At 72.6% G+C, this 13,978-nt stretch carries 9 protein-coding genes and 1 pseudogene; 6 read left to right on the forward strand and 4 right to left on the reverse strand.

Annotated elements, in window-relative coordinates; genetic code table 11:
* Positions 1–2 precede the first annotated feature (2 nt).
* Positions 3–1,703 (forward strand): ATP-dependent DNA ligase, encoded by a 1,701-nt coding sequence (locus ACQPZX_RS07215; protein ID WP_433376114.1) that lies wholly within the window; start codon positions 3–5, stop codon positions 1,701–1,703.
* 425 nt (positions 1,704–2,128) lie between these two features.
* Here the strand turns inward: ACQPZX_RS07215 and ACQPZX_RS07220 are convergent, their stop codons facing one another.
* A complete protein-coding gene (locus tag ACQPZX_RS07220) occupies positions 2,129–2,737 on the reverse strand; it encodes a hypothetical protein (protein ID WP_433376117.1) in 609 nt (202 codons plus the stop codon).
* A 125-nt stretch (positions 2,738–2,862) separates the two neighbouring features.
* A complete protein-coding gene (locus tag ACQPZX_RS07225) occupies positions 2,863–3,813 on the reverse strand; it encodes an SURF1 family cytochrome oxidase biogenesis protein (protein WP_433376120.1) in 951 nt (316 codons plus the stop codon).
* A 145-nt stretch (positions 3,814–3,958) separates the two neighbouring features.
* On the opposite strand from ACQPZX_RS07225, the gene ACQPZX_RS07230 reads away from it, so the two are divergent.
* Positions 3,959–5,980, forward strand: a complete 2,022-nt coding sequence (locus tag ACQPZX_RS07230; protein WP_433376123.1) for a cobyrinate a,c-diamide synthase — start codon at positions 3,959–3,961, stop codon at positions 5,978–5,980.
* Between the two features lie 168 nt (positions 5,981–6,148).
* On the forward strand, positions 6,149–6,775 hold the full coding sequence (locus ACQPZX_RS07235; protein WP_433376126.1) for a TIGR03086 family metal-binding protein: 627 nt from the start codon (positions 6,149–6,151) through the stop codon (positions 6,773–6,775).
* Positions 6,776–7,075: 300 nt separating this feature from the next.
* On the opposite strand, the pseudogene ACQPZX_RS07240 reads toward ACQPZX_RS07235, so the two are convergent.
* Positions 7,076–9,163: pseudogene (locus tag ACQPZX_RS07240) on the reverse strand (transglycosylase domain-containing protein); the annotation flags it as partial.
* A gap of 83 nt (positions 9,164–9,246) precedes the next feature.
* On the opposite strand from ACQPZX_RS07240, the gene cobC reads away from it, so the two are divergent.
* The 3 genes from cobC to cobA are packed head-to-tail and all read left to right on the forward strand — an operon-like array spanning position 9,247 to position 12,523.
* Positions 9,247–10,299, forward strand: a complete 1,053-nt coding sequence (gene cobC, locus ACQPZX_RS07245) for an Rv2231c family pyridoxal phosphate-dependent protein CobC (protein WP_433376129.1) — start codon at positions 9,247–9,249, stop codon at positions 10,297–10,299.
* Between the two features lie 47 nt (positions 10,300–10,346).
* Positions 10,347–11,342: a nicotinate-nucleotide--dimethylbenzimidazole phosphoribosyltransferase gene (cobT, locus tag ACQPZX_RS07250; RefSeq protein ID WP_433385065.1), complete on the forward strand. Its 996-nt coding sequence runs from the start codon at positions 10,347–10,349 to the stop codon at positions 11,340–11,342.
* Positions 11,339–12,523, forward strand: coding sequence for a uroporphyrinogen-III C-methyltransferase (gene cobA / locus ACQPZX_RS07255; protein ID WP_433376132.1), 1,185 nt, complete (start codon positions 11,339–11,341; stop codon positions 12,521–12,523). The genes cobT and cobA overlap by 4 nt, the downstream gene beginning before the upstream one ends.
* On the opposite strand, the gene ACQPZX_RS07260 is transcribed toward cobA, so the two are convergent.
* Complete coding sequence (locus tag ACQPZX_RS07260; RefSeq protein WP_433376135.1) at positions 12,518–13,933, reverse strand: alpha,alpha-trehalose-phosphate synthase (UDP-forming); 1,416 nt, start codon at positions 13,931–13,933, stop codon at positions 12,518–12,520. The genes cobA and ACQPZX_RS07260 overlap by 6 nt on opposite strands.
* Positions 13,934–13,978 lie beyond the last annotated feature (45 nt).

Genomic DNA, 13,978 nt, shown 5'->3' on the forward strand with positions numbered 1-13,978 from the left:
GGATGGGTCCCGTGAGGTTCCTTGACCTGGCGGCCACCTCGGCCGCAGTGAGTGCCACCACCGGGCGCAAGGCCAAGATCGAGCTCCTGGCCGACGCCCTGCGCCGACTGGATCCCGACGAGATCGCGGCCGGCTCGGCGTTCCTCGCCGGCGAGCTGCGCCAGCGGCAGACCGGCGTGGGCTACGCCAGCCTGCGCGACCGGCCGCCGCCCGCGGCCGAGGCCACGCTCACCGTCGGCGCGGTCGACGCCGCGATCGCCGAGATCTCGGTCGTGGCCGGCGCCGGCTCGCAGGCCCGCCGGCGCGACCTGCTGGCCGCCCTGTTCGGCGCCGCTACCGCTGACGAGCAGCGCCTGCTGATCGGCCTGTTCGGCGGCGAGCTGCGCCAGGGCGCCCAGGCCGGCCTGCTCGCCGACGCCATCGCCAAGGCCGCCGGGGTGCCGCTCACCGCGGTCCGGCGCGCCCTGCTGCTCTCCGGCGACCTCAAGCAGGTCGCGCTCGCCGCGCTGACCGGCGGCGCCGCCGCGCTCGCCGAGATCCACCTGCGGGTCGGCACCCCGCTGACCCCGATGCTCGCGCAGAGCGCCCCCGACGTCGGCGCCGCGCTGCTGGCCACGGGCGCGCCCGCCACAGTCGACGTGAAGCTCGACGGCATCCGCATCCAGGTGCACCGCTCGGGCGACGACGTCGCCGTCTTCACCCGCAGCCTCGACGACATCACCGCCCGCATGCCCGAGGTGGTGGCCGCCGTCCGCAAGCTGCCCTTCCGCGAGGCTGTCCTCGACGGCGAGGCCATGACCCTCGACGCGGCGGGCCGCCCCCGCCCGTTCCAGGAGACGTCGAGCCGCGCCGCCACCCGGGGAGCCCGCAAGTCGGCCGCCGCCGCGCCTTCCGCTGCCGCCCCTGCCGCTGCCGCCCCTGCCGCTGCCGCCCCTGCCGCTGCCGCGCCTGCCGCTGCCGCGCCTTCTACCGCCCCTGCTGCTGCCGGCTCGTCGGCCGCTCCTTCCGCCGCACGCAAGTCGACCGCCGCGGCTTCGTCTGGTCTCGCCTTGGTGCCGTATTTCTTCGACCTCCTCCACCTTGACGGCGTCGACCTGCTCGACGAGCCCGGCCGGGTGCGCTGGGCCGCGCTCGCCGACGCCCTGCCGGCCGACCTGATCGTCGGCCGCACGACCGCGACGACCGAAGAGGAGGCGGCCGCCGCCTTCGCCGCCGCCCTCGCGGCCGGCCAGGAGGGCGTGGTCGTCAAGGCCACCGACGCTCCCTACGACGTGGGCCGCCGTGGCTCCGCCTGGGTGAAGGTCAAACCCCGGCACACCCTCGACCTGGTCGTCCTCGCCGTCGAGTGGGGTCACGGCCGCCGCAAGGGCTGGCTGTCCAACCTCCACCTGGGCGCGCTCGACCCGTCGACCGGCGGCTACGTAATGCTCGGCAAGACCTTCAAGGGCCTCACCGACGAGCTGCTCCGCTGGCAGACGGCCCGCTTCCAGGAGCTGGCCGTCAGCGACAACGGCTGGGTGGTCCAGGTGCGCCCCGAGCAGGTCGTCGAGATCGCCTTCGACGGCGTCCAGACATCGCCGCGCTATCCCGGCGGCGTCGCGCTCCGCTTCGCGAGGGTCCTCCGCTACCGCGACGACAAGCCCGCGTCCGAGGCCGACACGATCGAGATGGTCCGCACGATAGGCGGCTACCCCACGTCGTAGACACCTCGCCATCGCGGCGATCCCGAGCCGCGGCCACTCCACGCAGCGGCGATCCCGCGCTGTGCTGCTCCCCGCCGCGCTGCGCTGCTCCCCGCCACGCGGCGCTGCTCCCCGCGATGCCGCGCTGCTCCCCGCGACGCCGCGCTGCTCCCCGCCGCGCCGCGCTGCTCCCCGCGATGCCGCGCTGCTCCCCGCCGCGCCGCGCTGCTCCCCGCGATGCCGCGCTGCTCCCCGCCGCGCCGCGCTGCTCCCCGCGATGCCGCGCTGCTCCCCGCCGCGCCGCGCTGCTCCCCGCGATGCCGCGCTGCTCCCCGCCGCGCCGCGCTGCTCCCCGCGATGCCGCGCTGCTCCCCGCCGCGCCGCGCTGCTCCCCGCGATGCCGCGCTGCTCCCCGCCGCGCGGCGTCGCCGGTGCGGGTCTGCGCGTTACAGGGCGGCCAGCGTCCGGACGTAGTTGACCTGCTGGTTGATGGCCGTGACCGCGGCCTGGTCGGTGACCGGGATGCGGGCGACGTACTGCCGGGTGCCGTTGGTCACCGTGACCTGCACGGTGCCCTGCATCACCGTCTCCTTCACCAGCAGGAACAGCAGGCTGAAGATCGTCAGCACGCAGAAGCCGACGATCGCGAGCACGATCGCCCATTTCGGGATGCGCTGCTGGGCGAACCAGTAGTCGTTGACCTGCCAATGCGACCCGGCCAGCGGGATGTCGCCGGTCGGCGTGAAGACCGTCGTCGAGGTCACCGAGATCTCGGCGATTTGCAGGATCACCGGGCCGGGGTCCTGCGGGACCGGCGCCGGAGTCAGCGACGTCGACGGCCCCGGTCCGGCCGGCGGCGGGGTGTAGGGCTCCGGCGTCGCGAAAGGCTGCGTCGGGTCGGGCACGCCCGAGGTGTGCGGTGTCGCGTAGGGCTGCGGCTGGGTCGGGTCCGAGGTGTGCGGCGCCGCGGGCGGCGTCGATCTGGGCGGGACGCTCCACGGATCGTCCGGCTGCGGGGAGGACATGCCCCACGGGTCGCTCGGCGAGGAGGTCATGCCGGAACCCTAGTCGGACCGGTCCAGGGCCGCGAGCCGTCGTCGCCCAGGTGGGTCGCCGGGCCGGCGTCGCTCAGGGGTCGCCGGGCCGTCGTCGCTCAGGTAGGTCGCCGGGCCGGCGTCGCTCAGGTGGGGTCGCCGCCGGCGGACTGGCGGGCGGCCTCGCGCTTGCGGTCGGCCTCCTCCACGCGGTCCACGGGAGCGCGCAGCGAATCGAGACGCGCGGCCTCGCGGCGGCGGTCGGCCTCGGCCACCCGGTCCTTGAGCTTCACCCGCGGCGGCTTGACGGGCGCGCCGGCCGGGCCCGAGCCCGAAGCCGTACCCGAGCGGACCTGCGTCTCCTTGCGCGCCTGCCAGCCGAACGCGATCAGCGCCATCCCCGCGAACAGCCACCACTGCACGGCGTACCCGCCGTTCTGCCAGGAGTCCTCGTGGTCGATCGGAATGCGGGTGAAGGCCGGATCGTTTGCCGGCGTCTGCTCGCTGAGCAGCACGTATGCGCCGTACACGGGATAGGGCATTTGCCCCGCGAGGTGGGCGACCGAGACGCGGCGGGTGTCCAGACGGCCGTCCCGGTGCTCGATCGCGGTGGGTCGGCTTTCCGACAGGTGGACCTGTCCCACGACCGTGACATCGCCGCTCGGGGCGGCGGGGACGGCCGGCGCGGCGCCCGCTCCGCCCGGTGGCGCCGGCACCCAGCCCCGGTCGACCAGGACCGCGGTGCCGTCCGGGAGCACCAGCGGCGTGATGATCTCGAATCCGACGTCGCTGTCGACCGTACGGCCGCGCGCCTGGATCTCGTGGGTGGTGTCGTAACGGCCGCTCACGGTGACCTTTGTCCAGGCCAGGCCCTTGCCGGGCGACGAGCCCGCCTTGCCGGCCGCGGTCGGCGCGGCCAGCACCGAGGTCAGCGGCACCGCCTGCACCGAATCAGCCGCGTCGATGCGGTCGTTGATCGCGCTGCGCTCCTCGTACCGGTGCAGCTGCCAGTTGCCGAGCATGACCATGATCACGGCGGCGACGACGGCCAGCGCGGCCGCACCGAGCCAGCGCGGCGTGAGCAGAAACCGGTACACGCCCTGAGGCTACCCGGCGACGGGGCGGCGACCGCCGAGGCCGGGTACTGTGCCTGACCGGCGGCCCTGTTCACGTGCACGGTCGCCGGGGGGCAAGCGCACGGTCGCCTGGGGGCAGGACAGTGAAGAGCGTGGGGGGAACAGGATGAGCGCGCAGCCGCGTCTGGTCGTGAGCGCGCCGTCCTCGGGGCACGGCAAGACCGCGATCGCCGTCGGGCTGCTCGCGGCCTGCGTGGCGCGTGGCATCCCGGTCGCGGGCTTCAAGGTCGGACCGGATCACACGGACGCCGCGTACCTCGGTCTGGCCGCCGGACGCCCCGGCCGCAACCTCGACCCCCGCCTGGTGGGCGCGCAGCGCATCGCCCCGCTGTTCCAGCACGGCGCCTCGGGCGCGCAGCTCTCGGTCGTCGAGGGCGCGATGGGCCTGTTCGACTCGCTGACCGGCCAGCCCGAGATCGACGGGACGGCCGCCGTCGCCGCGAGCCTGCGCGCGCCGGTCGTGCTGGTGGTCGACGTGGCCGCGATGGGCCACTCGATCGCCGCGCTGGTGCACGGCTTCCGCATGTTCGACGAGATGGTCCACCTGGGCGGGGTGATCCTGAACCGGGTCGCGTCGCCGCGCCACGAGCAGATGCTGCGCACCGCGCTCGACGACATCGGCATGCCGGTGCTGGGCGCGCTGCGCCGCGGCGACCTGCCGAACGTGCTGCCCGCCCGGGCACACGGCCCGGTGCCGGTGGCGCATCGCACCGTCGAGGCGAGCCGCGCGGTGCGCCGGCTGGGCGAGGCGGTGCTCGCCGGGCTCGACCTCGACCGCCTGATGGGGCTGGCCAACGCCGCTCCCGGCCTGCCGGGCCCGATCTGGACGCCCGGCGACGCGGTGGGCGGGGAGGTCTTCGACCAGCGTCCGATCGTCGCGCTGGCGGGTGGTCCGGGTGCGCCTTACACATACGTCGAGACGGCCGAGCTTTTGACGGCGGCCGGCGCCGACGTGGCGGTGATGGACCCACTGCGCGATGAGTCGCTGCCGGCGGGCACGCGTGCGCTGATCGTGGGTGCGGGCCTGCCCGAGGGGTACGCCGAGGAACTGTCCGCGAACCGGCGGCTGTGCAACGCGGTCGCGAAGTTCGCCCACGACGGCTGGCCGGTGGTCGCGGAGGGTGTCGCCCTGCCGTGGCTGGGTCGCGACTTCGACGGGCGGCCGATGTGCGCCGTGCTCGACGTGTCGGCGGTGACCGGCGACCAGACGGTGGCCGGCTACCGCGAGGCGACCGCCCCGACGACGTCGTCGCTCGCCCCGGCCGGCGCCCGGATCACCGGCTACAAGCAGCACCGGGCGATCGTCACGCCGCGGGCCGGCACGGTTCCCGCGTGGACCTGGTCGGGCGGCAACCCCGAGGGCTTCGTCTGGCGCCAGGTGCACGCCTCCCAGCTGGGGCTGCACTGGGCGGCCGCACCCGAGATCGCCAAGCGGGTCGTCGCCGCGGCCATCGTCGGTCCGCCCGGCCCGCAGCAGAACCCTCAGCCGCACAGCCCACAACCGCACCCCGCGCAGCCGCACTTCGCTGAGGCCCACTCGGCCCAGTCCCACGGCGGCCAGCCCCACGCCCCGCAGCCTCAGTCCGCGCAGCCCTATGCAGCTCAGGCGCATGGCTCCCAGTCGCACACGCAGCCGCTCGCGCCGCCGATGTCGGCTCCGCCGACCCAGGAGGAGCCGCCGACGGTGTCGATGCCGGCCGCGGCGCTGGCCGCGTCGTCAGCGATGCCGCACGACCAGCCCTTTTCACCGGCCGCGGCCCCCAACTACCCGCCGGCGATGGCCCACGACTACGTCGGGCAGCCACCACACGACTTCGTCAGCCCGCCGCCGAACGACTACGCCGGCCCGCCGAACGACTACGCGGGGCAGCCGCCGCACGATTACGCCGGGCAGTCGGCACACGATTACCCCGTGCAGTACGCGCAGCCCGCTTCGCCCGCCACCCCGCACGGCCCGTACCAGCCGCATTCGGGCATGCCGCACGGTCAGCCGCGCCCGCCCGCGCCCGGCTCCGGCCCGGTGCCCGGCGGTCCCGCGCCGGCGTCCGGGCCCGTCCCCGCGTCGGGCGCCGCAGGCGTGGCCAGCGTCCCCGACCTCTCCGACACCGCGGACATCACCGCGTCCTGACCTCGGCCGTCATCGATCACGAGAACTGGGCGGGAGCCTCCGCCGCGGCAACGGAAGATCGACAAGCGGAAAACCGTCCAGCCGTGAAAACGCCCTTCGTTGAACGCGAAAGTGTCGTACCCCACCCGTAACGTGGGGTTAACACCGACGACCCGAAGGAGGACGACCGTGGCCGATCGTGTGCCGCTGGATTTCGACCCGCCGGTTCGTAAACTGCGAGCGCTTCTGCTGGGCGTCGACGACACCGAGCTGATCCACCCCACCCCCTGTCCCGACTGGACCGTCGCCGTCCTGCTCGATCACCTGATGGTCCTCGCCCAGGCGTTCACCCAGGCCGCCCGCAAACGCACCGACGCGCCCGGCACCGCCGAGCCGCCTTCGCCGCCCTCCGCCCAGCACCTGTCCCGCCATTGGCGCAGCCGCCTGCCCGTCCTCCTCGAGGAGCTGGCCACGGCGTGGAAGGATCCGGCCTCCTGGACGGGCACGTCCCAGGCCGGCGGCGTGACCATGCCCGCCACCACCCTCGGCACCGTCGCCATGAACGAGCTGATCATGCACAGCTGGGACCTGGCCCGAGCCACCGGCCAGGAGTACTTCGCCGACCCCCGCACCCTCGAGGTCCTGATCGAGTTCCTCGCCCAGGCCCCACCCGAGGGCACCCCCGGCATGTTCGCCCCGCCCATCCCCACCGACGACGAGCCCACCTTGCTCGACCAGGCCTTGGCCCTGGCCGGCCGAGACCCAGCGTGGCGCCCACCCCGCCGCCGACGACAGCCCCAGGCCCCGGCCGCCTGACCCCCGGCCGCGAGAGCGCTCGGCTGCGGTGATGGCTGGCCGCGAGAGCGCCCGGCCGCAGTTATGGCTGGTCGAGAGGGCACGAGTTCAGTTGTCGCTGTCGCTGCTGTCGTCGTCGCTGTTGTTGCGGTGCTTGTTGCTGTCGTCGTCGCTGTTGTCGCGGTGCCTGTTGCTGTCGTTGTCGCTGTTGTCGCTGTTGTGGTGCTTGTTGCTGCTGTCGTCACCGTCGTTGTCGTTGTTGCGGTCCTCGTCGCTGGTGGCGTTGTCGGTGTCCGCGTCGTCGGTGCTGTTGGCGCCGTGCCAGGCGATTTTCTTGGAAGGCGGGGTGAACTTCAGTTTGGGCTCGCCCTTGAGGGCGTCCCGCAACGTCTCGGCGACCGTGTATTTCGAGATCGTCGAGCGGCCCGAGCCCACGTAATCATTGGGGTCGTCGGGGTCGGCTACGAAGGCCGCGGCTGCTAGTTGCGGGGTGAAGCCGCAGAACCAGGCCGTCTTGTTGCTGTCCGTGGTGCCGCTCTTGCCGGCGACGGGGCGGTGCATCGTGGCGTACACCATGGGGCTGGTGGACCACCCGCCGCAGCTGCCCTTGGCGGAGCCGTAACCGGTCACGCAGCGGGCCGCGTCGGTGGCCGCGCGGGCCACGTCGGCCGTGACCACGCGGTGGCAACGCGGCGCGGCCACCAGTTTGCCCTTGTATTTGGTGTTTGTGCCGTCGCGGTTCTGCAGCAGCAGCACCGGCAGCGGCTCGCAGTAGTTTCCCTCGGCCGCGAGGGTGGCGAAGACGTTGGCCATCTCGACCGGCGTCGCGTCGCTGACCCCGAGCGTGAAGGCGCCCCAGCCCGAGGCGTGTGCGGGGGTGGCCAGCTCGCGGTCGACGTCGGTGCGCCAGGTCAAGCCGAGCCGCTCGGCCATCGCGATCGCCTTCTCCGCGCCGACCTTCTCCTCCAGCTGCACGAAGTACGTGTTCACCGACTTGCCGAAGCCGCTCCACATGGTCTGCGTGCCGCTCATCGACTTGCTCGAGTTCTTCGGGCACCAGTGGTGGCCGCACGTCGCAGGACCGGGCGCGGTGATGTATTTCGACACGTAGCGCTCGGGGGCGTGGATCGAGGTGTCCAGCGGCATGCCGTCGTCGAGGGCCGCCAGCATCGTGAAGATCTTGAAGGTGGATCCGGCCTGGTAGCCGGCCATCGTGCCGCCGCCGAGCAGCGGGTTCACCGTGTTCGGGTAGGTGCGGTCCTTGGGGTTCGGCTGCAGCGAGTACGTGCGGTTGACGGCCATGCTCAGGACGCGCCCGGTGTTCGGCTCGATGATGACCTGGCCGTGGGCGTAGCGGCTGCGGCGCTTCTCCTTGGCGAGGACGTGCTTCATCGCGTACGCCTGAATCTTGGGGTCGATCGACGTGACGATGCGGTAACCGCCGCGGCGCAGGTTCTCCTCGCGTTCCTCGGGGGTGGCGCCGAAGGCCGGCTGCTCCCGCCACCACGCCTTCACGTAGTCGCAGAAGAATCCCCAGTCGTTGTATTTGTCGGGGATCGAGCCGCAGTCGTTTGCGGGCGTCGTCAGGTGAAGTTGGATCTTGGCCTGTTTGGCGTCGGCGGCCTGGGTGGGGGTGATCACCCGCATCTTGAGCATCTGGTCGATGACGTAGTTGCGCCGGTTCGTCGCGGCCTGCTGGTCACCGGCCGCCGGGTCGTACGCGGACGGCGCCTTCACCAGGCCGGCCAGCAGCGCCGCCTCGTTGAGGTCGAGCTGCTTCGGGGTCTTCGAGAAGAACACCTGTGACGCCGCGAAGATCCCGTAGGCGCGGTGCCCGAAGTAGGCCGAGTTCAGGTACCGCTCGAGGATCTCCTGCTTCGACAGCCGCTTCTCCAGCTCGATTGCGAGCCGCATCTCCCGCAGCTTGCGCTGGGTCGTCTGCTCGGTCGCCTCGAGCGCCTCCTTCGGCGACTTCGCGCTGTCCCGCAGCGCCATCCGCACATACTGCATGGTCAGCGTCGACGCGCCCTGCGAGACGCCGCCGGCCTGCCGGTTCGCGACGAAGGCCCGGGCCACGCCCTTGGCGTCCACGCCGTGGTGCTCGTAGAAGCGGGCGTCCTCGGACGCGACGATCGCCTCGGTGATGTACGGCGACATCTCCTCGATCTTCACGGGCTTGCGGTGTTCCTCGTAGAACATCGTGAGCAGCGTCTTGCCGTCCCGCGCGTACAGGTAGCTGGTCTGCGCGGTCGGCACCTCGATCAGCTCGTCGGGCATGCCGGCGAGCGCGTCGGTGCCGGCCTTGACGCCGAGACCGGCGAGGGCGGCGAGGGGGTAGGCGAGGCCGGCGATCACGAGTCCCGCGATCAGGCCGGCACGGACGAGGGGAGCGATCTTTCCGGCTGCCACCCCTCGAAGCTATGACAAAAACGTTCATGTACTGACGAAACGGCCGAAGTGAGACGGGGAATACCGTCGGGCATGCTGATGGCATGACGATCGACCTGGGCCATCACGGCGATACCGAGGTGGACGCGGGTCTGGTCGACCTGGCGGTCAACGTGCGGCACGAGCCGATGCCGGGGTGGCTGGCCGGCCCGATCCGTGACTCGTTGACCCGGCTCCGGGCGTACCCGAATGATCTTGAAGCGACGACGGCCGTGGCCGGACGGCACCACCGCGGCCACGACGAGGTCCTGCTGACCGCCGGCGCCGCCCAGGCCTTCGTGCTCATCGCGCAGACCATGAGAGGCGCGAAACGCCCGGTCGTCGTGCATCCGCAGTTCACCGAGCCCGAGGCGGCGCTGATCAATGCCGGTCACCGGGTCGATCGGGTGATCCTGCGCGAGGAGGACGGGTTCCGGCTCGACGCGCGGCTGGTCCCCGACGACGCCGACCTGGTCTTCGTGGGCAACCCGACCAATCCGACATCGGTGCTGCATCCGGCGGCCGAGATCGCCAAGCTGGCCCGGCCGGGGCGCGTGCTGGTGGTGGACGAGGCATTTGCCGACACCACGTTCCGTGACGGCGTCGAGGGGGAACCGGAGTCGCTGGCCGGCCGCGGAGACGTCGAAGGGCTCGTCGTGCTGCGCAGCCTCACCAAGACCTGGGGGCTCGCCGGCCTGCGCATCGGCTATCTGCTGGCCTCCGCCGATCTCGTGGAACGGTTCGCCATCGCCCAACCGCTCTGGGCCGTCTCGACTCCCGCCCTGGCCGCCGCGATCGCCTGTGCGTCACCCACCGCGATCGCCGCCGAGCGTGAGCTGGCGGCGCGCGTCGCGGCCGAGCGGAATCATCTGCTTCGCCGCCTCGCGCACGTGCCGAAACTCACGGTCGCCGGCACACCGGCGAGCGCGTTTGTTTCCGTACGGCTGCCGTCCGCCGACAAAATTAGGCTTGAGCTGCGGGAACGTGGCTATGCGGTCCGTCGTGGCGACACTTTTCCGGGCCTGGGCCCCGATTGGCTGCGGATCGCGGTGCGCGACACTGCGATCACCGATGCTTTCGTGACGACCCTGACCGACGTGATCGAGGAGCGCCCGTGACCCTGGAGACGACCGTGGCGGCCATCCGGCCCGCCGATGAGCCGGCCATGGCCGCCGCCCGCGACCTGCAGGCCCGGCTGACCAAGCCGGCCGGCTCGCTCGGCGATCTGGAGCCGCTCTCGGTGCGCCTGGCCGGCCTCGCCGGCGCCTGCCCGCCGCCGCTGCCCGAGCCGGCCGCGGTCGCAGTCTTCGCGGGCGACCACGGCGTGCACGCCCAGGGTGTCAGCCCGTGGCCGCAGGAGGTCACCGCCCAGATGGTGGCGAACTTCCTGGCCGGGGGAGCGGTGGTGAACGCGTTCGCCCGCCAGGTCGGCGCGTCGGTGACGGTGGTGGATGTCGGCGTAGCAACGCCTTTGTCCGGAAATTTCGTGGATGCGAATGTCCGGCGTGGCACTCGGGACATGACCGTCGAGCCGGCCCTCACCCGCGACGAGGCTCGGGCGGCGGTCGAGGCGGGCATCCGGGTGGCTGAGCAGTTGATCGCCGACGGCGCGCGCTGCCTGCTCACCGGCGATATGGGCATTGCCAACACGACCCCGGCGGCAGCGCTGATCGCGGTCTTCACGGGGTCGGGATCGGCGGCGGTGACCGGCCGCGGGACCGGCATCGACGACGAGACTTATGCCCATAAAACGGAAATAATTGCTGCGGCGCTGGCGAAGCACACCCCCGACCCCGCCGACCCGCTCGGCGTGCTGGCCGCGGTCGGCGGCCTCGAGCACGCGGCGCTGGCCGGCTTCATCCTCGGCGCGGCCGCCCATCGCATGCCGGTGATCGTCGACGGCGTGATCGCCGCCTCCGGTGCGCTGGCCGCCGCCGCGTTCGCCCCCGACTCGGTCGCCGCCATGGTCGCCGGGCACCGCTCGGCCGAGCCCGGCGCCACCGTCGCGCTCGCCCACCTCGGTCTCACCCCGCTGCTCGATCTGGGCATGCGGCTCGGCGAGGGCAGCGGCGCGGTGCTCGCGCTGCCGGTCGTCGCCGCGGCGGTCCGGGTGCTGCACGAGGTCGCCACGTTCGACTCGGCGGGAGTGTCGGAGAAATGAGCCTCTATCCGTTGGCGCTGCGGCTGGCCGGCCGGCGGGTGCTGGTGGTCGGCGGCGGCGCGGTGGCGACCCGGCGGGTGCCGGCGCTGATCGCGGCGGGCGCGCGCATCGACATCGTGGCGCCCGAGCTCACCCCCGCGCTGCAGGGGCACGTCGACGCCGGCCGGGCGACCTGGCAGGCCCGGCGGTTCGAGCCCGCCGACGTCGTGGGGGCCTGGCTGGTGCAGGTCGCGATCGACGATCCGGCCGCGGCGGCCGAGGTCAGCGCGGCGGCCGAAGAGCACAACATTTTCTGCGTACGGGCGGACGACCGCGACGCCGCTACCGCGTGGACTCCGGCCGTGACCCGGCACGGTCAGGTCACCGTCGCGGTGACGGACGGGGGTGATCGGCGACGGGCCATGGCCGTACGCGATCTGGTTGCCCATGCCCTCGAGAGTGACCCGATCGCCTCGCCGGAGTACAAGGGGGTTGCTCTGGTCGGCGCCGGACCCGGCGACCCGGAGCTGATCACGGTGAAGGGCCGCCGCCTGCTTGCGGCGGCCGACGTGGTGGTGGCCGACCGGCTCGTCCCCGGCCTGCTCCTGGGCGACCTGCGGCCGGACGTCGAGTTCGTGGACGCCGCCAAGATCCCCTACGGCCCGTCGAAGGCGCAGGAGGAGATCAACCGGATCCTGGTCGAGCGCGCCCTCGAGGGGAAGTTCGTGGTCCGGCTCAAGGGCGGCGACCCGTACGTCTTCGGCCGCGGCGGCGAGGAGGCCCTGGCCTGCGCGGCCGCCGGCGTCCCGGTGCTGGTCGTGCCCGGCGTGACCAGCTCGATCGCGGCGCCCGCGCTGGCCGGCATCCCGGTCACCCACCGCGGCGTCGCCCACGAGTTCACGGTCGTCTCCGGCCACGTGGCGCCGGACAGCGAGCAGTCCCTGGTCGACTGGCCGGCCCTCGGCCGCCTGCGCGGCACGATCGTCGTGATGATGGGACTGAAGAACCTGCCGGCCATCGCGGCCCGGCTGATCGAGGAAGGCCGCCCGGCCGAGACCCCGGTCGCCGTCGTGCAGGAGGGCTCGACCGCCCACCAGCGGTCGCTGCGCAGCACCCTCGGCGCGGTGGCGGCGGACGTCGCCGAGGCCGGCCTGCGCCCGCCCGCCACCGTGGTGATCGGAGATGTCGTCGGAGTCTTATGACTCCTTGGGCTCGTTCGACGAGCTGGCCGCGGCCAGCTCGTCCAGGAACGTGCGGGCCCACTCGGCGACGTCGTGGGTGCGCAGGTGCCGCTGCATGACCCGGGTGCGCCGCTTGAGCTCGGCCGGCTCGGCGCCGACCGCGCGCAGCAGAGCGTCCTTCACACCGTCGGGGTCGTGCGGATTGCAGAGGAACGCCTGGCGCAGCTCGGTGGCCGCGCCGGCGAACTCGCTGAGCACCAGCGCGCCGCCGCTGTCGCCACGGCAGGCGACGTACTCCTTGGCGACCAGGTTCATGCCGTCGCGCAGCGGGGTCACCATCATGACGTCGGCCGCCACGTACATCGCGGCCAGCTCCTGCCGGCTGTAGGACTGGTGCAGATAGTGCACGGCCGGCACGCCGACCCGGCCGAACTCGCCGTTGATCCGGCCGACCTCGCGCTCCACCTTGACCCGCAGCGCCTGGTAATGCTCGACGCGCTCCCGGCTCGGGGTCGCCACCTGCACCATCACCGCGTCGCCGACCTTGAGCTTGCCGTCGGCGAGCAGCTCGCGGAACGCCTTGAGCCGCAGCTCGATGCCCTTGGTGTAGTCGAGCCGGTCGACGCCGAGGATGACCGTCTCGGGGTCGCCCAGCTCGGCGCGGATCTGCTTGGCCCGGGCCTGCACCTGCGGGTCGGCCGCCATCCGCTCCATCTCGCGGGTGTCGATGCTGATCGGGAACGCGCCCGCCTTGACCTTGCGCCCGTCCACCTGGATCGACTGGCCCTCGTATCGCAGACCGAGCAGGTGCCGGGCCAGGCGCACGAAATTTTGCGCCGCCAGCCGCTGCTGGAAGCCGACCAGGTCGGCGCCGAGCAGGCCGCGCAGCACCTCGGCCCGGAACGGCATCTGCATGAACAGCTCGATCGGCGGGAACGGGATGTGCAGGAAGAACCCGATCTTGAGGTCGGGGCGCAGGTCGCGCAACATCGCCGGCACCAGCTGGAGCTGGTAGTCCTGCACCCAGACGGTGGCGCCGTCGTCGGCCACCTCGGCGGCGGCCTCGGCGAACCGCTGGTTGACCAGCCGGTACGCCTCGCGCCAGCGACGCTTGTACACCGGCGTCTCGACGGCGTCGTGATAGAGCGGCCAGATCGTCGCGTTGGACTGGCCCTCGTAGTAGCGCTCCAGCTCCTCGGCGCTCAACGGCACCGGGTGGATGTGGATGCCCTCCAGCTCGAACGGCTCCGGGGCCTCGCCGGTGCCGCCGGCCCAGCCGATCCAGGTGCCGCCGTGCTCGGTGAGCACGGGATGCAGCGCGGTGACCAGACCACCCGGACTCGTGCGCCACTGGCGCTCCCCGTCCGGGGATGTGACCTCATCGACGGGCAGACGGTTGGCGACAACGACGAAGGAACTTCGTTCGGCCACGCTGAGTGCACCTCCGGGTCGTTTCTGTTCCCACCCCGAGCCTAC

The sequence above is a fragment of the Actinoplanes sp. CA-142083 genome (assembly GCF_050942195.1).
In the GTDB taxonomy this organism is placed as follows: domain Bacteria; phylum Actinomycetota; class Actinomycetes; order Mycobacteriales; family Micromonosporaceae; genus Actinoplanes.